The following is a 22,309-nucleotide window of genomic DNA, read 5'->3' on the forward strand; positions in this document are numbered from 1 at the left end:
CGGGCGCCGCCTGAACATAATAGTAAGGGAACGTCACAAGCCGCCGTTAGTATGTGTCCGAACAACTTAGACCATGCGCTCCGCCTGCCGGCGGCCGATGGCGTTCCAGCTGGGCAGGTCGTCGGTGGCGTGGCCCGAGCCGGCCAGCCAGTCCCGCGCGGGGGGATAATCGCTGGTGACCAGCACCTTGAGCCCGGCCTGACGCTCTAGGTCGTTGCCCTCCGTCACGGTCTGCTGCAGCGCGCCCAGGGCGCGCTCCCCGACGAAGCCCTCCACGAAGCGCCACAGTTCGGGACTTACGGGGCGGTGGGCGGAGCGGCGTTCTTCCGCGTAGTCAAGGAACATCTCCGCCAGGGGTTGATTCTTGCGGTCGGCGATGCGGTAGATGCGGTGCATGGGCCGCTGCATGAACATAGCTTTTAACACCATCTGGTTCCAGGCCTCCTCGGAGAGGTACTGTGCCGGAAAGGGGTTCTCGAGGGCGATGGCGTCGAAGACCCCGACCATATTGGTACGCAACCCTTCCCGGGCACGGCTGGTGAATTCCTGGGCATTGCCCAGGAAGTACAGCCCTTTGTAGAGGGCCATCAGTTCGCGGTAGTCGGCGCTGACGAAGAGCTCGTCCAGGATCGATTGATTCTCCGCGTGGGGCAGCGCGCACATCAGCAGGATGCGGCCGAGCTCGTCGGTCGACCAGGGCGTGGCGGCGAAGTTGGGATAGACGGCGTTGAACGAACTGTACTCCGCCTCGGAGAACCGGATGTCCTGCTTGCCCAGAAAGCGGGGGCAGGCCCCGAAGGCGAGATAAAAGGTGCGGGGCTTGGCCTGGTCCTCGATGGTTGAAAGTTTTCCCTCGAGCCAGCGGTTGCCTTCCGGCGACAGGTGCCGTTGGAGGATGTGGTGGATGGTCCCGTTCATGAAGGGGGGATGTGAGTTCTTTAATGTGTGGTTACGGAGTACGGGGTTCGGGTTCGGGTCAAAGGTAAGGCACGTTGCCTCCTTCGCCCCCGGACGCCCCGCCTGGCCGGTCCCTTACGTTCACGTCCCCGGCCTTAATTCTCCTTCAACGCCATACCGCCCAGCTTGAGTTTGGCCTTCAGGGCGAACACCTCGTCGCGGTACTGGGCGGCGCTCATGAAGTCGAGTTCCTTAGCCGCTTTCTTCATCTTCCGCTCGGCTTCCTGGATGGCGAGTTCGACCTGCTCGCGGGACATCGACTGCAGTACGGGATCGGCCGCCAGGCTGGGCTGGGTAGATTCTACGTAGGCCTGTCGGGCCTTGCGGCCGCGGATATCGAGAATGGTACTGCGGTTGATGATCTCCTCCCGCGACTTGGCCAGCGTCTCGGGGGTGATGCCGTGCTCCTCGTTGTAGGCGATCTGGATGGCGCGGCGGCGGTTGGTCTCGTCGATGGTGCGGCGCATGGAATCGGTCATGACGTCGGCGTAGAAGATGACGAGGCCGTTGCTGTTGCGGGCTGCGCGACCGGCCGTCTGGGTGAGGCTGCGCTCGTTGCGCAGAAATCCTTCCTTGTCGGCGTCGAGGATGGCGACGAGCGACACCTCGGGTAAATCCAGGCCCTCCCGCAGCAGGTTTACGCCCACCAGCACGTCGAACTCACCGAGGCGGAGGTCGCGCAGGATCTCGACCCGCTCCATCGTATCCACTTCGGAGTGGATGTAGCGGACCTTGATGTTCATGTTGGCGAAATAGCTCGTCAGTTCCTCGCTCATCCGTTTGGTGAGGGTGGTGACCAGTACGCGCTCGTTGACCTTGCGGCGCTCGTCGATCTCCTCAATGAGGTCGTCGATCTGATTGAGGCTGGGGCGGATCTCGATGGGCGGGTCGAGCAGGCCGGTAGGGCGAATGAGCTGCTCGACGATCTCGCCACCGGTCTGCTCGAGCTCGTAGTCGCCGGGGGTGGCGGATACGTAGACCACCTGGTTGATGAGGCTTTCGAACTCCGTGAAGTTGAGCGGGCGGTTGTCCATGGCGGAGGGCAGCCGGAAGCCGTAATTGACCAGGCTCAGTTTGCGGGCGCGGTCGCCCCCGAACATTCCCCGCACCTGCGGCACCGTCACGTGGCTTTCATCGATGATCATGAGGAAGTCGTCGGGGAAGTAGTCCAGCAGGCAGAACGGCCGGGTACCGGGCCGGCGGCCGTCGAAGAAGCGGCTGTAGTTCTCCACGCCGTTGCAGTAGCCGAGCTCACGCATCATCTCGAGGTCGAAGCTGGTACGCTCGTGGATGCGCTTGGCCTCCAGGAGGCGCCCCTCGCGCTCGAAGTAGCGTTCCTGCTCGTAGAGCTCATCCTCGATGTTGCGGATGATGCCGTTGATGCGCTCCTTGGGGGCGACGTAGAGGTTGGCGGGGAAGATGGCGGCGTTGCGCATGGACTCGATGCGTTTGCCGGTCTCGATCTCGATGCGCTCAATGGTCTCGATCTCGTCGCCGAAGAAGACCACGCGGTAGCCGAAATCGACGTAGGGCAGGTTGATGTCCACGGTATCCCCCCGTACGCGGAAGGTGGCGCGGCGGAAGTCGGTCTCGGTGCGGCTGTAGAGGCTGTCGACGAGGTCGTAGAGGAAACCGTTGCGGCTCTTCGTCTGCCCGACTTCGAGGCGAATTATGCCCGACTTGTAGTCCTCGGGGTTGCCCATACCGTAGATCACCGATACGGAGGCGACGATGATGATGTCGCGGCGCCCGCTCAGGAGATTGGAGGTGGCGCGGAGGCGTAATTTGTCTACTTCCTCGTTAATGGCCAGGTCCTTCTCGATGTAGGTATCCGAGCCGGAGATGTAGGCCTCGGGCTGGTAGTAATCGTAGTAGCTGACGAAGTACTCGACGGCGTTGTCGGGAAAAAATTCCTTGAACTCACCGTAGAGCTGGGCGGTCAGGGTCTTGTTGTGGGTCAGCACCAGCGTAGGGCGGTTGAGCTGGGCGATGGCGTTGGCCATGGTGAAGGTCTTGCCCGAGCCGGTAACGCCGAGCAGAACCTGGGCGCGCTCCCCCTCCCCTACCCCGTGCACCAGCTTTTTGATGGCTTGCGGCTGGTCTCCGGTGGGGTCAAACTTCGAGGTGATCTGAAAGGCCATGGGCTTGGGGGAATTGGGCACTTGGGGAACCGGCGGGAAAACAAATTGTTGGGTCCGCCCCGCACGGGACAGGCACGCAGACAGGTCAGTCCGCCACCGGGTCGGTATCGCTCAACAAATCCGGCCGGCGCGCGCGGGTCCGCTCCTCGGCCCGTTGGTGGCGCCACTCCTCGATGGCCCCCGTATTGCCGCTGCGGAGGATGGCCGGCACTTCCCTGCCGCGCCACTCGGCCGGGCGGGTATAGACGGGTGGAGCCAGCAGGTCGTCCTGGAAGGTATCGGTGAGGGCGCTCGTTTCGTCTCCGATGACGCCGGGCAGTAGGCGACCGATGCTGTCGACGAGAACGGCGGCGGCCAGTTCCCCACCGGAAAGCACGTAGTCGCCGATGCTGATCTCGAGGGTGACGTACTCCTCCCGGATGCGCTCGTCGATGCCCTTGTAGTGACCGCAGATCATGAGGAGGTCGGTCTGCAGGCTCAGGCGGTTGGCGCGCCGCTGGGTAAGGCGCTCGCCGTCGGGGGTGAGGTAGATGATCTCGTCGTAGTTGCGTTGCTCCCGCAGCTCGTCGATGAGGGCGGCCAGGGGTTCGCAGCGCATGACCATGCCGGCCCCGCCGCCGAATTGGTAATCGTCGGTGCTGTGGTGCTTGCCCAGTCCGTAGGGACGCAGGTCGTGGACCCGTACGGTGAGGAGGCCCTTATCCTGGGCCCGCTGCAGGATACTGTGCGACAGCGGGCTGTCTAGCAGTTCGGGGACTACGCTGATGATGTCGATGTGCATGGCGCGAAGGTAGTGTCGGGCGGGCGGCACCTCCACAAACTTAACCGGAGTCCACCGGGGGTAGACCGGGGTGCCGTACTAGTGGTCCGTACGAGTAGTGGCCGGTCGACTAGTCGACCGGCCAGTTAGGCCAAATACCCACATCTGGTTATCCCGCCCCGCCCCGCCGGCTTCTACCTTTAGCAACAGCCATGTTCGGTTAGGTCCGTCCGACGGACGCTTCTGTATGCAGGTGTGCTTCTCCCGTAACGGCGCACAAAGGATCGGACCCGAAAACGAGCCTGGTCCACTGACCACCATCAATCCCTCACTCCGCTCAGTTACCCGGGTGGAAGCGGGCTTAACGAACTACTATGTCCGTCAAAATTTCCCGTCGCGAGGAGAAACGCGACACCTCCCTGCGGGACTTCATTCTTGCCGCCACCCTTCCGCTGCTCCTCTCCGGCTTGATCGGGTACTACACCGGCCGGACCGGAGACATTAATCAGGGTGTCAACCAGCAAACCATTGCCGCGGTCGAAGCCCGGGCCGACACGACCACCGCGCAACTCCGGGCGCAAAACAACTTCCTGCGGACGGTGGATTCGCTCACGGCCCTCCTCCTGGCGGACCAGGAGGAGCGCAAGAAGGAATTCTTCCAGATCACCTCCCAAGCTATCCCCGGACAGGACATGGGAGCCGGGGTGTTTGCCACCTGGAACATCGCCATCAACCGCGATTTTGAAGTGTACTCCAACGCGATCACCGCGGAACAGGGCAAACTGCGGGGCCGGCCGGAACTGTCGGAAGCCGACCTGCTGCCGGTCATTACGCTCTTTAAGGAACTTAACCAGCTAACGAAATCCTACTTCATCTACCAGCGGGAAATGTACAGCGTCCAAACCCTAGACCAACGGGAAATGAGCGAGGCCCTGGCCGAAAAGGACAAGGAGCTGGGCACGGACATCGATAAATTACAGGCCCAACTGGACCTTGCCGAGCAAAAGCTGCAGCTGAAGGACATCAAGATCGAGCGCCTGACCACCCAACTGGCGGGTGCCAACACCCCGGTCGCCGAACCGGTTTCCTATCAGCAGGAAAAGGCTACGATCAACGCGGCGGTCACCGAAATCGAGTCCATTTCCCGGCAATTGCCCAGTGGGATCATCGTAACCCGAAGCAAGAAAGAGGAACTGGCCAGCAAGATCATGCAGCAAGTAGCAGTGATCGAAAATGCACTCGAGAACATCGAATAGGGGACGCGGAGATGGGTATGCCTCAGGTAGGACATCCCCCCGGCCGCTCACTTGTTATGTCGCCTTGCGGTAGGTGCCCCCCCCGGCTGCCTGCTAAGCGGTTACCGCTCCCAAAATCGCATTTGCGTTACGCTACGCCGGCCCAACTGGATGGTATCTCCGCTTTCGAGCTGTGTCCGTTTCTGTCCGTTGATGATGTGTCCGTTGATCAGCGTTTCCCCGTGCGGGAACAGGTACACGCGGCCGCCGTCGAGCTTGATCTGCGCGTGTTCGGGGAGGACGTCCTCGTCCGGCCATTTCACGTACACCTGGCTGCCGGGCTGGGTACCGATCATAATGTTCCAGTCGCTCTTGAGCCACTTGCTCAGGGGTACCCGCCGGCGGTAATTGGACGGAGCCACGTACTCGATCTCGTAACTCTCGGCGAGCTCAACCACGGTATCCAGTACTAGGCCGAGCAAGGCTCCCGAAACGAGCAGGCTGATCACCTTGGGAACCATTTCATCCCCGACCAGCGTAAGACTCAGCCAGTATACCAGAAAGCCCGTCACACCCGCCAGCAGGCCACCGGCAATACCACGCTTGCGTTCGATACTCGAGCGCAGCGTAAGTACAATACCGAGACCGAGTCCGAATACCACCCACGACAGGGCAAAGGCGAAAAGGGGCTGGGCGACGATCCCACTTCCCAGTAACATCACGCCGCCCCCGAACGCAATGATGGAGATTATCCCGCCCAGGAGAGTCCGGAGAAGAATTCGCCTTACCGACAGCCGCCGCGATTGGGAGCGCTCCTCCATTATCGACAGCATCAGCGTCAGGCCAAGCCCGAAGCAGGCCCCCGATAGCACATCACCCACGAGGGCTTCCGCATTTCGGTAGCCGGATACCTCCCGGGTGAATGCGGTGATCGACCCGCCCGCCAGTCCGTCGACCAGGGCGTAGAGTAACCAGCCCACGAAGCCGCCCAGCGCGCCGAACCAGATCCAGTTGAGCCTGCGGTTCACGCCGTGTAACGCAAAGAAATTCAGGCTGTGGCCGCGCCCGGATCCATCGCACTGGAGGTTGTTGTTGGTACACCCCGGAAAGTGAGGACACTGATCGCCACAGTCTCGCCAGGTTTGCAGGGGCACCAGCATCTCACACACATTGACCACGGGTTCCCCGGCGGGGATCGGCTCCCGCGTCATCGGATCCAGGATGTGCCGACCCGCCTGTGGCTGATACGGAACTACGAACTCCTTCTGGAAGCGCTGCCGACGCAGCATCGGCACCAGGAAGTAGAAGACGGCAAGCATCCCCCCCACGCCCGCCAGCCCGATGAGGGTAGGCACCAGTAGTGAAGTTCCTATACCGGGACCGAGGGTCACCGGCGTGATCACGCTCCCGAGCACCACCCCCGCGGAGGTAGGTTCCGCATCCGCGTTATTGGCATCCCGAACGAAATACCGTCGCTGCTGGCCGGTAAATTTCTTGTTGTTGGAGTTGATCTCGACGGTATGCGTACTCAACAGCCGGCGATCCGAGCCAAAAATATCGTCGACCGCATCGGGCAACTTACCCTCTGCGTAGCCGTCGTCGGTCCGGGTCGTCAATGCGGGGAGCTCGCGCATCAGGTTGGACGAGGGGCTGCCGCCCCCGGCCGTTGCCGCCGCGGAGCTCGAGATGGTAAACAGGTAGAGCCTGTCCCCGAGGTTCTCCAGCATCCCGAAGACGTCTTCCTTCCGCGGCGGCAGGACGGGACGCTCCCCGTAGTCCGGCGGCCGGTTTTCCCCACCGGAAAAGACGAACAGCAACTGCTTGGACGGCCGCGTGGCCAGCTCGCGCAGTACCCCGATCAGGGCAGCGTGCAGGTGCGGTTCCCCGCCCTGCCTGCCGAGGTCATCGAGTACCGCGGAGGGCTCCTCCGGCGACAGCGCCCGGGCCGGATGAACGATATCGGAGAAGGTCTGTAGCGTATATGTTGCGTTCCGGTTACCGTAGCGGTCGAGAAAGCTGCGGATCATATCGGCACTCGCGGCCGGGCTGCCCAGGCTGCTCACGTCGACCAAAAAAAGCACATCGATCGGCTCGCGCTTGAGGTCAAGGGTATCGTACATCGGATTGGGGGTCACCCGCATGACCTCCACGGGGAGTGCGGGCCCCGCGCCGATCTGTTCGCGGACGTCCAGGTCGCCGGCCTGTAGGTTTTGCATTGCGCCGCAGGATTCGTCGACCGCCAGTAACCTAAGCGGAACAAAGGCAGCCCCGGGGTCAACCTGCACGTCGACGAGCTGGATACTGGCCGCACAGGGGCCCTGGGCCGATAGCAGGCCGGGCCCGACAAACGCCCACAGGAAAAGGAGGATACGAATGGGGGCACTCATAGCGGTGTGGTAGTGTTGCGGCGGGTGAATCGTTCTATTTCCCGCCAGGAGAGCCAGTTGCTGCCCGGCCTGCGGGTATCGCGGTTGTTCATGACCCCTTCGGGGAGATAGGTGAAAAAGGCAGTATCCAGGTTTTCGGTCAGCGGGTCGATCTCCATCGCGAAGTGGAAGGGTTCACGGAAATGTCCGTACTGCACCTTCAGGTCCGGCTGGGAAAGAAAGAGTCCGTGCCCGGGATGGGTGTGGAACCAGCCAACCACGGTGAGGTCGGGGTAGTCATCCTGGGCCCGACCGAGATCGCGAGCTAGGCTCAGGGGATCGATCTCCATCTTTACTATGTTCTGGTGGCGGGCTTCCAGCGGCACGAAGTGCTCTACCGAAACCCGGTAGCCGGGACCGCCGGATTCCGGCCGGTACTGCCCCATGAGCATACCCCCGATCTCGGGAATGTCCTCGTTCCGCTCCCAGCCCCCCGGGTGGGCCAGGTCGCCGCCCCGGATGATCTTGCTGAGGTTTTCCCGGCGAAGGAATTCATCGAGGACCAGTATCGCCTCCTTGCCGAATAAGAGGCTCGTTATGCGGGTCCTCGCCCAAAGGTCCATGATCGGTAAAGACAGGAATTTCTCGGGTTCGGTATCGGGGTTGAAGGTCCCGTTGACGGCACCCGAATAGGCCCGCTTCGTCACGCGGAAGCCCGCGGGGACTACGGTTGGGGAACCGCGCTGCTTGCGGCGACGTGGATACACCGTCGATTGAATTGCCGGGGACGACGGTTGCCGCTGTCCGGGCGGGCGCGCAGGTGCAGTGCCGGCGGTACCCGTATTGATATCCGGGCTGCGGATATTTTCCTGAATCTTCCGGCGGCGGCGGCTCCTTCGGAAACCTCTGATACCAAGCCAGCTACCTAGCAGAAGCAGGCCGGCACCGACCAGCACCAGTACCAGCGGATCCGACTTCTTACGCCCTTCCACGGGCACCTGTAGCACCTGCCGACCGAAATTCCAGGATACCGCCCGTTGGTCGTCGGTAAGTTCGAGCTGGAAGTCCCCGCCCCGCCCTACGATATCACGCAACTGGGCCATGGTGGCGGTCCAGGAAGTGTCGGTACCGATATGCTTATCCGTTACCGGGACCCCGTCGCGGAGGAACAGCAGCAGGTACGGCGGGGTGCCCCCACGAAAGGCGAAGTGAACGGTGTCGCCGGTGGTCCGGAAGTCTCCGGCGAGCAGGTTATCCAGCGGCACGACGGTCCTGGCCTTGATCTTCGTACTGTCGGATAGGTGGAGGCGGTACACGCCGGTATCCGACACCGCTACCACGAGCCGGTGCCCGAAGGGCGGAAGTGCTTCGTTCAGCCGGGTTTCGTACGCCGTTCCTCCGGTGACGCTGTCGAGCCGCACGGCGCGAACGTTGCGGAAGGTGAGTTCGTAGACGTTGGTACTAATCTCTTTCACCTGCGGGCGCAGAAGAATACGCGCGAGGGCCCGGTGCACGAACTCCGTTTTCTCCGGCCAGCGTTGTACGTACGCCTCGGCGGGCAGTCTGTCAAAATCCACCTCCCACGGCGGGCGGGCGGGGGGCACCGCTTCCGGTACAGCGGCTACCGGGTCCGTGACCGTGGCGGACGCGGTCGCCGCCGCCGGTTCCGGCCCCGTAGCTTGCGGAAGGGGTCGGAAGCGAAATTCCCGCCCCAGTTCGATGGGTTCCCGCCTAACTTCTACGCCGTCGTAGGAGATCAGTACGGAGGCCGTCACCGTTGCCAGCCGTGCAGAATCAATAAGAAAGGGCGGGGTAAAGTTATCCTCCAATCCGTAGCGGAGAAAGACCGTCTCCCCGGGAATCACCTCCGGTAGTTCGATGCGGGCCGAGACCAGCGGGATGACGTTGCTGTCCTTGCCCACGACGGTGAAATCACGAAACGCCAGAATAGCAACCGGCGGCCCGTTCAGCAGGATCTTCCCATCCGGTGTTTCCTGCCCTTCCTCAACTTCGTACCGTTGGTTGAAACTGACCAGGTAAGGCTCCTTGATTCCGGGTAACTGCACGGATGCCCGAAACGGCCGCGAAAACTGGGCGTTGAGGGAAGATAGCCCCACGATGCTTACGGTCAGCAGTAAGCACAAGGACCGACCGAGCGACGTCCTGCCTAAGCCGGGTATCTTTCCGGCGCGGCTCATGCCTCGTCGAAGATGGTCCGCTGCCGGCTGCGGCCGCGCCGGAGGATGTACAGAATCAGGAGCGCCAGCCCCCCTACCGCCAGGACCGTCAGTGCAGGCAACATCCACGCGGGCACCTTAAATGGCCGGGGCGGCACATGCAGGTTTCCCTCCGACACGACCACCGGACTATCGGAGCCGGTACTGAAGGCTACCGCCTGGAAGTCACCGACCAATCCTTCATCCTGCAGGCTGTCGCGGTGCAGGGTTACCGTGGTAGCGTAGATTTCGTCCAGTTGCCATGTCCGGCCTTTCCCTTCCGGGTCCGAGAGACGCAGGGAATAGGGCTTCATACCGCCATCGAGCGTAAAGGTGTAGGTACCGGCCACGCTGTCCGTAGTCAACTCGGCGGTCATGAGGTTATCCAGCGCTATGGATAATTCCTTACCGGGGCACCGCTTGTCAACGATCAGCAACTCAAAGGGCTCCCTACGCAGCAGTTGGATACTAAGTAGGTGCTTGTCGCTCAGTAGCTGTTCATCGATTGTGACGTAGCCTGCGTATGCGTCGTAATAGGCCGGGGCGATGAAGTTCAGGAGCTTGAGCCGCTCGCGTCCGTCCTGCCGATCGAGTACCTGCATTTTCGGCTTCGTCCAGCAGATCAGGCTGTCCCGGGCCCCGGGGTCGCGGGTGGGGACCACACCTTCATAGGTGGCCAGGTAGGTATTCAGCAGAGCGGTATCCCGCTGGCCGACCGCCTCCTCCCAGTGTCGGTTGGCTGCGGTCAGCAGGGTTTTCTCTGGCCCGGGCCGCGGACCGGGAGGGTCCGGATCCGACTTGACGACTACGGGCTTATCAAGGGTACTTCGCGCCCCTCCTACCCGATTATCCACCAGCGGAAAGCCTTTGCCCACGTAGGGCGAATACCGTTCAATAAACTGCTCGGTCGTTTCGGTCGCCGAATCATTGAGGACCATTACCCGGAATTCTTCCGCTACCGTTTTTTCGATCCAGTTTCTCGCCGCTTCGCGCGTTCCGGCGTCGACGGACAGGTCCAGGGCCGTCCGGACCTTCTCCTGCAGGGTCGGTGGCTTATTGGTCGCTACTTCATCCATTTTTGGCCCGATCTCGGTAACGGTGACCCGGGGAGTGATGATGAGGTTTTGCGCTCCGGAGACCGTCCAGTCTCCCTCGAACAAGGCCCCCTCCTCGTTGGTGTCGATAAAGGTGAAGGGCAGTCGTATATCGGAAGTGCCCGTTCTTCTGCAGCGGAATTCAATGCTCTGGGGGCTTTGGCCGGGCGTCAGCCGCAGCGTCAATCTCCGCACCGGATTCCACATGGAGACCGGGTAGTAATCGTACGATTTCGGACCGATGCCCACCATCATTCGCTCGGCCCACCTGCCGTTTTTACCCTCGATGCGGAGATCGAGGCGTACCCTGGCTTCTTCCGAACCGGAGAAGTCGAAGGAGTTATCGCCCTCCGACTTCCCCCCCAGTACCACAAAATCGTAATAGAGTACGCCGCGGCGGTTCCCGTTCTCCAGGATATCTACCGTCCCCCCCTGGATCACCGACGTGCTCTGGGCTACGGCGGGGGCACCACCGCCCGCCACCAAGCCCAGTAGCACCGCTAGCCATACCAGCGTTTTACGGGAAGTGTACCGCCCGGCTTTCATTCCTTGATCTTTTTCGCCGGAGTGCCGCCGATCCGGATGGTCCGGCGCTCGGTGTCCGGAGCCACGGTCCGCTTCCCTATGCGAATAGTTCTGGGCTGATCGATTGGAGCCGGCTTTTTGGCCTCCGGCGCTTTGGCGGTTGCCTCGGCCGGGGGGACACTAGATTCTTCCGGGACACCCTTCGGACGGATGAGCGGCTGGTTGTCGGTATAGATGCCGTCTTTCCGGTTGACGATGTTGTTGGGCTCGGCGTAGGTCTTCACCCATTCCGCAACTTTCGGATCCTCCGGATACGGGGGCACGAAGTCCGCCAGGTAATTGCGGTATTGCAGGATCTCGCCTACCCGCAGCACCAGCTGCCGAAGACTGTAGTCGATTCCGTAGCTGTTTACGTTTCCGCAAATCTTGCCCTTGAACCGGCCAACTGACTGAATATTGGGGTGCCAGACGTCGGTCTGCATAAAGATAGCGGCGGGCACCAGCGGATAGCGGGTGGGAATAGTGAGTTCCATAACGTGGCGGTCGCCGTAGCGCGGCTTTGAATCCGCGTCGATACCGGTGATGGTATTAAGCAGGTAGGTCACGTGGTAAACCGTCGGAATTTCCAGGGCGCTCACCGTGGATTTCACCTCCCAGGAGATTACGTCGCTGCTTTCCTGCAGGTCCCACAGGTCCATATGCTCCTTGGCGTAGAGCATCCAGTTACGTTGGGTCTTGAAAATGGGGTGCTTGAAGTCGTATTCGGGGCGGGGCATGGCGGGGCGGTTTACGTTCTGGCACTTGCACCGGCCACCAGGTCCGGCACCAGCAAAATGGTTTCACCGCTCTGGATACCCAGATCGTGGAGGGTCTTGTGGTCCTCGATCCGCACGTTCCCCGTTTTGGAGATCAGTTCGTAGAAGAGGGGTTCCCCCTGCTGCGTCTGCCGGGGGGCAACGTTTTCGCTAAGTAGGCCTTCGAGGATCTCCAGGCCGGTGGTAAAGCGGGGTAATTCCACGTCAAGTTGTTCGCCGCCCGGCATGACCCGCACTACTATGTTTAAAAAGTCTGACATGATTCATTCACATTTATAGCGTTCGATTATTGTGTAGCCACCCTGCCGGTCAGGGCAGCGGGTTCGTCGAAATAAGTCCCCCGGTCACCCGCCAGGGTCACGAAGTGGAAATCGCCGTCAGCTTCCACCTGCAGGATTTGCCAGGGTGGGATACCTACGTCCAGCAGGCTGGCATCCGGTCGGGGAAAGGCATCGTCGAGCTGGCTTACCGTCATCTCCGGCGGAATCCGGACCATCTCTCCGGCGACAAACTGGTGACTACGGTAGGTCGCCTCGTCGATCCGGAAGCGGGGCAGCAAGACGGGGGTTGACGTCATGCTTTCCTCGCTGTATAGTTCGAGCACGATGTCGTAATCCAGGTGTACGCGCACCTCTTCGGCACCCAGCGATTCCCGGAGCGTTTGCAGCAGCGCGGCGACCGTCATTGCAGCCGTGAGCTCCTCTACGTCACGGATATCTTCCCAGGTAGCGTGGCTCAGGCAGTTGCCCCGTAGCGGGCGCGCGGGATAGAATTTGCTTTCGTTACTCTGCCCGTCGTAGAAGTAGCGTTGCCGGCTCAGCAACTGCTCGTCGTTGCCGTAGATGACCTTGAACGCCTCCTGCACCTGCATGGCTCCGATGATGGAGGAGGAGATCGGAGTGGTGGGCAGTCTGCCCTGGTTCGCGTTGCGCTTGGCTACGTCGTTGCAGCCGAGACGGTAGCGGATGATCTCCCATTCCTGGGGCCGCAGGCCGCATTCGTAGCACGACACGCCGGGTTTGAATACGTCCAGGGAGCCGGCCAGATTGAGGATGCCGCCGTTGATCCAGGTTTTATCGAGCCGGTAGGCATAGCGGTTCAGGTGAAGGCGGGCGACCCGGTTGTCGAGGCAGCCGATGAACACGTCCATCGTACGCAGGAAACCGAGCCCCAGGTCGTAGATGATGTCCCCCCGCATCCAGGCCACCTTGCAGTTGGGGTTGATCTCCCTTACGCGCCGGGCCGCCACCTCGGCCTTCACCGCCCCGACATCCGCCGGACGGAAGAGCACCGAGCGGCTCAGGTTCCCGTACTCGATCTCGTCGAAATCCACGATAAAGATGTGCCCCACGTTCAGCAATGCCAGGTTCTTTAGCACTTCGTTACCCAGTGCCCCGGCACCGACCACCAGCACCCGGGCCGCGGCGACGCGGTCGGTATCCCACCAGGATAGCAGTCGATATACTTCGTCCCACTGGGACGATCTTGGTGACATGATGACGATTTTGTGGATGGAGAAATCTCAAATGGCCGTTAAACACCTAAATATCAAAGTTTTCGTGTGCTTACCTGCTCCCCATATGTGGCGATTTTGGTCGGCCGCAACCGCCAGGTGGGTCAGAAGAGCACTTCCTCGTAGGGCAGGTTTGCCAGCACGCGCAGCAGCGAGTCCCGGCGGCGGGGAAATCCTTCGACGCTTAATGACGGCGCGCTCACGACCGTTTCACCCTGGTACCGCAAAAAATCTTCTTCCGTTCCTCGATTGCGGAAGCGCAGGCAGACGTGCGGCCCCGTCGCGAGTCCGCTGGAGCCGACGTACCCGATCACCTGACCCTGCCGCACCTGCTCGCCCACCGAAACATCGGGCACGAAATCTTCCATGTGCAGGTACATGGTCGAGTAGGTATCGTCGTGCCGTAACTCGACGTACCGTCCGTTGCGCGGGTCCTCCGCCCGCCGCAGGACCGTACCGTCCGCCAGGGCGTAAATGGGCGAGCCCCGGGGGGCGGCGAAGTCCGTACCGCCGTGCCGCTTCACCTCACCGGTGACGGGGTGCCGCCGGCGTAGGCTGAAGCGGGAGGAAACGATGCCGAACTTCACCGGCGCCTTGAGAAACCGCTGGCGCAGGCCGGCCCCGTAGTAGTTGAGGTAGACGGTGGTGTCCCCGACGGGTTGTCCGAAGACCGTATGGGTACGCCCGTCCGTTTCCACCTGGATGGCATCGATATGATCGATTCCCAGGGTACGCCCGTCGCGCCGTTCCTCGGTATACAATAGTTTGTAGCGGTCGCCCGGAGCGAGGTGAAACAGGTCGACGGTCCACTTCATAGCCTCTTCCACCATGGGAATAAGGGAATGATGAAGGCTGTCGCTCTCCAGGATCGAAAGCCAGAAGTTATCGGTCACGATACCCGCGTAGTGCACGTCGTGCTCCGAAATCTCCCGCTGGGTGACCTCCAGCTGGGCGTAGGGCAGGAAGCGCAGGTGATACAGGGTGCGGGCGTCGCCCTCGAAGGTAAGCGCACGGACAGGCCGCTCCGGTCCGGCCCCGTATTCGAGGCGGTAAATAGTGCCGGCCGCAATGGGCATATCGGCGCTGAGTTCGGGTCGTTCCAGTAGGCGGCGCCGGCGCTCCAGGTTCACCCCCAGCACCTCGAGCATCGCGCCCAGGGTGCTGGTCTGGCGTACCACCCCGTCTATCGTCTCGAAGCGATAGGCGGGCACTTCCGCTACCGGGGGGCCTTCGGCCCCGGCCAACGGAGCCGCGGTCGGGGTTGTCAGCAGCCGAAATACGAGAAAGCCAAGTACTCCTCCGCAGAGCAAGCTCGGTATCACGACCGGCAGCAAACGGCTAAGGGCGGAGCCGGAGGCTACCCTGCCCGATTCCCCGATAACGATCTTCCTGCGCTCGTTGGTCATGCTCCCGAATTAGTCCAACCCCCAACCCGTTCCGCCGTCGGAGCCCGGGGTACCCGAGCCGCCCGGGGAGGCGTTGCGGTCCGGACCCCGGCTCGTGATCCGGAGGTTAGCACCGGGTGCCTTCGTGGTAGCAGGTCGTACGATCGGAGACCGTGCCTGGGTGTCCGACCGCTCGTACGTCTTCCGATCGATAATGGTAAGATCGGCGATCTGGTGGTAGTCCAGTTGCCGGAGCTGGGCGAACAGCCGGGTAATGAAGCCCAAAAAGTCCGTGACCCGCACCGTCAGGTCACGCAGTGCCAGGTGGTCGTAGTCGCGGTCGCAAAGCTCGTTGCAGAAGCGCATCAGGTCAGTGGCGGCCACCCCCTCGATGAAGTGCGCCATGTAATTGAGCATGTTCTCCTGATTGGCGGCCATCCGCAACTCGTTGCGGATGGTGCGCGCCAGGGCCATGAACCAGTGGATCAGGTAGACGGGCTCCTGCCGCGGTATCAGCAAGCGGTACGCGTCAAAGTGAGCGTTCACGTACCGGATGCTGGCCTTGGTCAGGCTAAGCAGGTCGGCGGACAACTGCTGCCCCTGGTTTTTGCGGTGCTTGTCCTTGATCTTACGGATGATCTCGAACGCGTCCCCCTCCATCATCAGCAGTTGCTCCTTCCAGTGCTGGTGCAGCTGCAGCAACTGATCGCTGGCGAGCGTGCGGCATACGGGCGGTATGTACTCCCGGTCCCGCTCAATCCCCTGGAAACTGCGGATAATCCGCGCCAGCGGCAGGGCGTGGGTGTACTCCCCCGCGCTTCCCGTTTGCCGGACGGGCGTCACTTCAAGGCTCAGCCGGGGGGCCGTGTGCGGCTGCCGCAGCGGGACCTCGTCCGGATTGGGGGTACCGAGGCTGATGCGCTCCCCCGGATGTACCCGCAGCAGTACGAACCAGGTATCGGCCTCGGAAAAGTCGCGGCCGTACATGAGGTCCGACATCCGCCGCTGCAGCTCCCCGTGATTGTCCGGTCCCACCGTGAGCAGGTGGCCCCCGCGGGTCAGGGCGCGGCAATTCTTGAGCTCCACGCGTTCGGAGGTGACCACGAGGTCGAGTCCGGGATAGTCGGCCGAAGGGGGCAGTAGCCCATAGGAAAGATCGGTCAGCCGGGCCGCCGCGTGGAGTTCGGTTTGCTCGGTGAAAAAGGCTTCTTCGGCCTGAAAGTGGGATTTGTTGATCTTCATCCCGTCAACCCAGTTGACTGGCCAGTGCTCGCGACTTCTCATGATTGTTGTTTTTGGTTTTCCCAAACGCGGACCCGCTCGGCGTATACCGTTTCTCCGTTCATCAGGTCCGTCTGTCGCAGGGGATCCTCCATGGCCAGGTAATCCCGGTATGGGCCCCACCATTTCCGGCGGCGGCGAAACAACAGCCAGCCGTAGAGGTAATCGGATTTGTTGTTATAGGCGATCGCGATCCGGCGGTGCGAGCGGTCGTGTACGTTGTGCTCGTACAGCAGGTGATGAAATACCTGGGACAGGGAGGTACGCCGGGGCACGCTGACGTCAAAGGACACCGACTCCGGCCCCTCCTCCCGGATCGGAATTTCGAAGAACAGCCGTACGGCGTCCGCCGAGGGCTCGATCACCGGCGCGTCTTGCCGCAGGGGCAGCATCCAGGGCTCCCGGAACCGGATGACGATGGGTATCCGGAGCCACATCCGGTGGGCGTATACCACGACGGGCGGGAGGAGCATAACCAGGGCTGCCGGCACCACGTACAGCATGGCACCCGCGGCCCCGCCCTCGGCGTAGCGCAGCTGTTTGGCTACCAGACCGCCCAGCAGTACGAGTGAGGAAAGGGCCCAGAGCGAAAAGGCCTGGGGAAATTCCCACTGCAGTATGGCCCGCTCATCAAGGTAGACGAGCTGCTGTTTGTGCCAGTACCACCAGGCGAACAGGCTATAGATCACCGTAAGCAGGAGGAAAAGCCCAGGGATACTCAGCCACCCGACCGGCTCCCGGTACAGCAGCCCGGCCGTGGCGAACAGAACCGAAAATCCGACCGTGCGCAGGGCCAGTCCTACCAGTTTCCCGGTGAATATCTTCTTCTCGCCCCGCGTGGCGAACATCCAGACGACGCCCACGAGGAGCATGATCGCCAGCAGAATGGAGGCCGTGGAGTAGCTCATGCCGAAGGGATTAAGCGGGAGGTAAAGCCGAGGCGGGAATCGAGGGCCGTGCCTTCGCCAAGCCGCAGCTCATCCCCAAGCGGACGGAACCGCAGGACCGTCCTGACATCCACCTCGTAGGGCACCAGGCAGTCGTTTAGCAGGGTGAGCAGTTCGGCCGCGGGGCCATCGGCCAGGAATTCCGGGCAGCGCCCCCGTTCGAGCGGGCCGATGGTAATTTCCAGCTCCGGCAGGTCGGACACCGGCACGCCGCCGAGGCAGGTATCCACCCCCAGCGTATCTCCCCCTGCCGGTGAACCTACGGCACGGTCGCTGCCGGTTGTCGCGGCGACGTAGCGGAGGGCGACGGGGGCCAGTAGCACCGCGCGGTAGCAGGCGGCCATGAGGTCGAGGCGGCCGGCGATCTTGTGGGCCAGCGGCAACACGTAGCTGAGCAGGGGAAGGCTCCGGGCGGGGACGCGGGTGCAGTGCGGCCATATTTCCAGCAGAAGGTTCTGGCGCAGGGGACTGGTGAAGGGGTCGGTGAGTTCCCGCTCCGCGAGGTCGCACTTGACGGCGGTCCGGAAGAATTCCTGCTCGAAGGGGTGGAAGAACCGCCGGGCGGCCGTCTCCCGTTCCCGCGCCGCCGCGCTTTCTTCCAGCCGGCGCTTCAGTTGCTGGCCGGGGAAGTAGGGTTCCGGCCGGTGAAACAGCGCGTAGGGAAGCTGGTCGTAAAGCCCTTCCCGGTGGGTGGCCAGGCGAAGCGCCTTGCCGTCGGGGTACTCCACGATCCGCGCGTCGGCGATATCGGGCGAGTAATTGCGGGCGAAGGTGCTTACCGACTCGAATTCCACCTCGGCCAGGTCTACCATACCGTTGGTCACCAGGTCAGCGACCAGGCATTCCAGCCGGGCCGGGTGGCGGGAGAGATGATCCAGGGTATTCTGCAGGGGTTGCTCCTTCATGGCCGGATCGGTTGTGCCGGGGTGGCGGTTCCGGTGACCACACGGATCGGCAGCACACCGGCTGAATAGAAATTAAGTTCCCGTTCCAGTTCCGCGAGCCGCGACTCCAGCTTGCCGGCCGCGTCGGCATCGGGGGGCGTGGCCAGTTCCAGGCCGATCTGCAGTTCGGGGGCCAGCCCGCTTTCGGGGCCCGTGCCGTAGGCAAAGCCCTTGCGGGTCACGATCTCACCGGTCAGCAGGTCGCCGAGTGCCGCCTGGCAGAAGGCCCGGATATCCTCCCGGCTGACGATCCGCCCCCGGCTGATGATGGCCTTCTTGTAGGCGTACTTGCGCTCCTGACTGCTGAGGGGGGCCCGCCCGCCGGTCGTCGAGGTGAGCAACCGCATACTCTTGCGGTCCACGCCCGCGAAGCGGTGGAGGTCCAGGGTCTGGCCGGCGATGATCCCGTTGCCGTCCTCCGCCCGCGTACTCAGGTAGGTCACGTCGAGGTAGCGGTCGTTGACCAGCGGACTGGCCACCAGGAAGGCGAGGCCCGCACCGCTACCCCCCCGCTCGTTGACCTGCTGCTCCAGGTCCTTGAGCTGTTGGTTGAGGGCGGTGACCTTGGTGACCAGCGAGTCTTTTCCGTAGGCACTGAAGGCGGCGCTTTCGTCGCGGAGCACGTCCAGCAAGCCGAGCAGGGAGCGGGCGGCCTCGCGCTCCCCGAACTTGCCGGTATCCCGGCGCCGGATACTGTACTGACCGGCCCGGTAGGAGCGTATGTTGGTCAGCGGTACCTCGTCGTAGGCCATGCCGTTGCGATTGCGGACGGTAAGGGTATCGAAGTAGAAACTCTCGGTATCCAGCGGGATGATGTTCACCTGGTCGCGCATCCGCCCTTCCGCCTGGTGCCGACGCAGGTTGGCTACCGGGATAGCGTTCAGGGCACAGGTAGTGGACTGCACCTCCTGCCGCGTCAGCTGGGTGGGAAAGGCTACCCGGATCCACAGCAGCTTACGGTCGAGGGCCGCCAAATCCTCCAGGCGGTAGTGAGCTTCGAACTCGGGGGGATAGGTCCGCATCAGCTCCCGCAGGTCTTCCGGGGGGGGCCCCTCCGCGAATCCCGTGACGGTAGCGAGGTGGGGGGCGTAATACTGCAGGATGCCCGCGGCCGTGCGCTGGTAATGGCTGTACTCCCGCTGAAGCAGCGAGGCCACTTCGCCCCTGTCGTGCGGCGTGGCGGAAACCATGCCGGGCACGACCCGTAACGGCCGTCCGCCACAGCTCCAGTCCGCCCGCCGCAGCCACTCCAGGTTGTCGGTGAGGCGGGCCGCGTTGAGCCAATTGAAATAGAACCGTAGGCCGGCGACCGAGGTCACGCGGGTATCCAGCTCCACCCCCAGCCAGAGGGTACTGCCACGCTCGGCGAGTCCGGGGGTGCCGGCAGCGATACGTTCCCGTTGCAGGTCCTCACCGATGCGGTAAAGGTGTTCGCCGCCGAGTTCAAGGCAGGCTACGCTACCGTTCACGACCTCCGTCTCCAGGAGGGGGGAAAAGTAGACGGGCAGTTTTTCCTTTCGCCGCTCCACGGTGGCGTAGCACTGTAGTTCCGGCGTAACGGTTTCGGTACCCGAAAGCGCGCGCAGGAAGGCCATACCGTGGGCGGGCAGCGGACCGGTGAGCACCTCCGGCGTGAGCTGCTCGAGCATCCGTTCGAGGATGCGCGTCTCGGAGTCCACGAGCGTACGCTCCAGGCGGGCCACCTCTCCGGCACAGGCCTCGACCAGCAGGCGCACGAGGGGGTCGAAGGCTTCCAGGTCCATATCGGACTCCTGGTACCCCCACTGCCGGGCCGCGGCCCGCAGGATCCGGCTGCGTATCTGTTCGTGGGTTTCCATCAGTAGGTTGCATTGTGTTCGATGGCTACCGGACTGAAGTAGAGCTGGAAGGGTGGCGGGGCGAAGTCCTGGTTGGTCTCCAGCAGCCGGCCGGTCACCTTCATTTCGATCCGCTTCTTGAGGGCAAGCATTCGCCGGCCACGCACCGAGGGCAGGGGGCTATTGTACACACGGAAGGTGACCTTGAGCCGGGCGGGGTCCAGGCGGGGTTCGCGTTCGGCGATCATGCGGGCAATACTTTCCTCCAGCCGGTGACGGCGGGTCTCGAGTTGGCCGCTGGATTCGTAGTCGTACTCCCAGAAGGCGCATCCGAAGCTGGGATCCACCCGCAGACTCCCGTACGGCGAGATGAGCATCAGGAGAATATGCTGGCGCACCGACTCACCGAGGTCCACCTGTTCGATGCGCTCACCCTGCCGGGTCAGGCGGCTAAAATCGGCGGGGAGGGCGTACTTCTTCATGGGGTGGTTAGTTGAGCTTGACCATGGGAGCGGAAACGGTGACGGTGGCATCGGCCTTGAGGGTGGTATTGGCGCTGCTGATCTCCGCAGTCGCCCCTCCCGACGCGGTAAAGCCCTGTCCGGCGGAGACCGTGACATTATTGGCGGTCAGGTCCACCGTTTTTCCCCCGTTGACCGTTACGCCGTCAGCGGCACCGACGTCGAGGGTAGTGCCGGCCGAAAAACCGCCCTCCGTGCCGGCCGATAGCGTGAGGATTTCCTCGGCCACGATGGAGACATTCTTGCCGAATAGACTCAGGTCACCGGCGGTGGTGAGCGTGATTGATCCAGGTCCCTCGAGGCTCAGCGTGACGATGTTCGAGCCGTTGGTGAGGGTGATCGATTCCTGGCCCCCGGCATCGGAAAGCACGACCTGGTTACCGCTGCGGGTACGGATGATTTTGGAGTTGTTGTCCGGGTCGGCGGCGTTGGCGGGTTTGACCTTTCCGTGGTAGAGGCTTCCCATCACCACCGGCCGGTCGGGGTTGTTGTACTCGAAGCCGACCATGACCTGGTCGCCCACTTCCGGGACGAAGTAGGCCCCGTGGCCGCCCCCGGCGCCGGCGGCGGCCACCCGCACCCAGGGGGTAGTTTCCCCGCTCTCTTTCTGCCAGGCGAACTGTACCTGTACCCGGCCGAGCTGTTCGGGGTCCTTGTTGTCGGTGACTTCGGCGGGTTGTGTTTCCGCGGCCGGCGGTGCGATGCGGGCTTCCGCCACCGGGGGCATCTTCAACTTGGCCGGAATGCCCTGAAACGTATTGTGATAATTGCCCAGTCCGTCGCAGTGGTGGGTCAGGTGCAGTAGGCGGAAGCTGCCGTAATCGGCGCCGGCGGATTCCGAGGCGGACCCCATAGTGGACGGCAGCGCCCGGGCGCGCACCACCTGACCGACCCGCAGGTCGAGACGCGAGCATTCCCCGAACAGGTTGATGAGTTCGGCGGACTGTCCCGACTTGCGTCGCTCCGCCAGCTGATCCAGTTCCGGCTGGCCATTGGCCAGGAGGGGGAAGGCGTAGGCCGGCTCGTTGACGAACAGGTCGTCGGAAGCGTCCAGCATTAACTGGGTCAGGTCATCGAGATCCCGTACCCGGGCCTGCCGGGCCGGTGCGGCGAAGTGCTCGTCGCCAACGTAGTCGTAGCCGAGCAACTTGAAGTTGGCCGGCACGACATCGGCGGAAATATCCAGACCGTTCAGGTCCCGGCCGAACACCAGCTCCACCTCGTCGCCGTCCGGCGGGGAGCCGATCACTACCCGCTCCCCGTCGTAGTAGAACCACTCGCCGTAAGTTCCGCAGAGCCGGTGCAGGAAGCCGAAGGCCGTCTCCCGGTACTGCGTCAGGTAGGGAATGGGGTCGGTGTAGGTAAGGTCCGTGACCGTATCCAGCGATCCGACGCCGGCGATCACCTCCGCGGTGATGTCGGCCAGGGTCTTATCGGTGAAGGTGCGGTTGTGCGGTCCGTCGTCAAGCAGGCGGGTGGGGCTGGATCCCTGGAGGACCAGCTGCATCACCGAGCTTTCGTGCTTGCTGAGCTTAACGTTGGTGATGACGCCGCGGAAGGTAAGCTCCCCGCTCGTCTCCCGCAGCCCGGCCCGCAGGTTGATCGAGATCGGCTTTCCCACGAAGCGCTGCCCGAGGTCCATCAGGGAATTGGCCCGTTCCCGGAAGGGGCAGACCAGGGAAAAGGAGTGGTGGCCGTTCCAGGGTTGGTCCAGGCTCAGCAGGGTGATCGGCCCGAAGGGCGTGCCATCGATGACGATTTCCGGTACAGCTTTGCCCGCCACGGGGGGTCA

Annotated in this window: 17 protein-coding genes; 1 reads left to right on the forward strand and 16 read right to left on the reverse strand. The window is 62.7% G+C overall.

The genetic code is table 11. The features are described 5' to 3' along the window. Positions 1-66: 66 nt before the first annotated feature. The 3 genes from DQG19_RS14480 to trmD form a co-directional block, all read right to left on the reverse strand. A complete protein-coding gene (locus DQG19_RS14480; protein WP_116126991.1) occupies positions 67-918 on the reverse strand; it encodes an EboA domain-containing protein in 852 nt (283 codons plus the stop codon). 134 nt (positions 919-1,052) lie between these two features. Continuing rightward, positions 1,053-3,098: an excinuclease ABC subunit UvrB gene (uvrB, locus tag DQG19_RS14485; RefSeq protein WP_116127112.1), complete on the reverse strand. Its 2,046-nt coding sequence runs from the start codon at positions 3,096-3,098 to the stop codon at positions 1,053-1,055. 85 nt (positions 3,099-3,183) lie between these two features. Beyond that, on the reverse strand, positions 3,184-3,879 hold the full coding sequence (gene trmD, locus DQG19_RS14490; RefSeq protein WP_116126992.1) for a tRNA (guanosine(37)-N1)-methyltransferase TrmD: 696 nt from the start codon (positions 3,877-3,879) through the stop codon (positions 3,184-3,186). 353 nt (positions 3,880-4,232) lie between these two features. Between trmD and DQG19_RS14495 the strand changes: the two genes are divergently transcribed. Beyond that, entirely contained in the window at positions 4,233-5,114 is an 882-nt protein-coding gene (locus DQG19_RS14495) for a hypothetical protein (protein WP_116126993.1), read from the forward strand. A 101-nt stretch (positions 5,115-5,215) separates the two neighbouring features. On the opposite strand, the gene DQG19_RS14500 is transcribed toward DQG19_RS14495, so the two are convergent. From DQG19_RS14500 to DQG19_RS14560, 13 genes are all read right to left on the reverse strand, one after another. Continuing rightward, positions 5,216-7,480 carry an FHA domain-containing protein gene (locus DQG19_RS14500; protein ID WP_116126994.1) on the reverse strand — a complete coding sequence of 755 codons (2,265 nt, stop codon included), beginning with the start codon at positions 7,478-7,480 and terminating at the stop codon, positions 5,216-5,218. Then, on the reverse strand, positions 7,477-9,525 hold the full coding sequence (locus DQG19_RS14505) for a hypothetical protein (protein ID WP_157974521.1): 2,049 nt from the start codon (positions 9,523-9,525) through the stop codon (positions 7,477-7,479). The genes DQG19_RS14500 and DQG19_RS14505 overlap by 4 nt, the downstream gene beginning before the upstream one ends. Before the next feature lie 128 nt (positions 9,526-9,653). After that, a complete protein-coding gene (locus tag DQG19_RS14510; RefSeq protein ID WP_116126996.1) occupies positions 9,654-11,315 on the reverse strand; it encodes a hypothetical protein in 1,662 nt (553 codons plus the stop codon). Then, on the reverse strand, positions 11,312-12,070 hold the full coding sequence (locus DQG19_RS14515; RefSeq protein WP_116126997.1) for a ubiquitin-conjugating enzyme E2: 759 nt from the start codon (positions 12,068-12,070) through the stop codon (positions 11,312-11,314). Before DQG19_RS14515 ends, DQG19_RS14510 begins: the two co-directional genes overlap by 4 nt. Positions 12,071-12,081: 11 nt before the next feature. Beyond that, positions 12,082-12,369 carry an EsaB/YukD family protein gene (locus DQG19_RS14520; protein ID WP_157974522.1) on the reverse strand — a complete coding sequence of 96 codons (288 nt, stop codon included), beginning with the start codon at positions 12,367-12,369 and terminating at the stop codon, positions 12,082-12,084. Positions 12,370-12,395: 26 nt separating this feature from the next. Then, complete coding sequence (locus DQG19_RS14525; protein WP_116126999.1) at positions 12,396-13,604, reverse strand: ThiF family adenylyltransferase; 1,209 nt, start codon at positions 13,602-13,604, stop codon at positions 12,396-12,398. 122 nt (positions 13,605-13,726) lie between these two features. Continuing rightward, the gene (locus tag DQG19_RS14530) at positions 13,727-15,028 is read right to left on the reverse strand and encodes a M23 family metallopeptidase (protein WP_116127000.1); all 1,302 of its coding nucleotides are present in this window, start codon (positions 15,026-15,028) and stop codon (positions 13,727-13,729) included. 9 nt (positions 15,029-15,037) lie between these two features. Next, positions 15,038-16,291: a hypothetical protein gene (locus tag DQG19_RS14535; protein ID WP_157974523.1), complete on the reverse strand. Its 1,254-nt coding sequence runs from the start codon at positions 16,289-16,291 to the stop codon at positions 15,038-15,040. Beyond that, the gene (locus DQG19_RS14540) at positions 16,288-17,196 is read right to left on the reverse strand and encodes a TssN family type VI secretion system protein (protein ID WP_116127002.1); all 909 of its coding nucleotides are present in this window, start codon (positions 17,194-17,196) and stop codon (positions 16,288-16,290) included. The genes DQG19_RS14535 and DQG19_RS14540 overlap by 4 nt, the downstream gene beginning before the upstream one ends. After that, positions 17,193-18,140, reverse strand: a complete 948-nt coding sequence (locus tag DQG19_RS14545) for a hypothetical protein (protein WP_116127003.1) — start codon at positions 18,138-18,140, stop codon at positions 17,193-17,195. Before DQG19_RS14545 ends, DQG19_RS14540 begins: the two co-directional genes overlap by 4 nt. Then, complete coding sequence (locus DQG19_RS14550) at positions 18,137-20,017, reverse strand: type VI secretion system baseplate subunit TssF (protein ID WP_116127004.1); 1,881 nt, start codon at positions 20,015-20,017, stop codon at positions 18,137-18,139. The genes DQG19_RS14545 and DQG19_RS14550 overlap by 4 nt, the downstream gene beginning before the upstream one ends. Beyond that, positions 20,017-20,478, reverse strand: a complete 462-nt coding sequence (locus DQG19_RS14555) for a GPW/gp25 family protein (protein ID WP_157974524.1) — start codon at positions 20,476-20,478, stop codon at positions 20,017-20,019. The genes DQG19_RS14550 and DQG19_RS14555 overlap by 1 nt, the downstream gene beginning before the upstream one ends. A gap of 7 nt (positions 20,479-20,485) precedes the next feature. Continuing rightward, on the reverse strand, positions 20,486-22,300 hold the full coding sequence (locus tag DQG19_RS14560) for a type VI secretion system Vgr family protein (RefSeq protein ID WP_116127006.1): 1,815 nt from the start codon (positions 22,298-22,300) through the stop codon (positions 20,486-20,488). Between the last annotated feature and the right edge of the window lie 9 nt (positions 22,301-22,309).

It is taken from the genome of Lewinella sp. IMCC34183, assembly GCF_003390915.1.
GTDB lineage: Bacteria > Bacteroidota > Bacteroidia > Chitinophagales > Saprospiraceae > Neolewinella.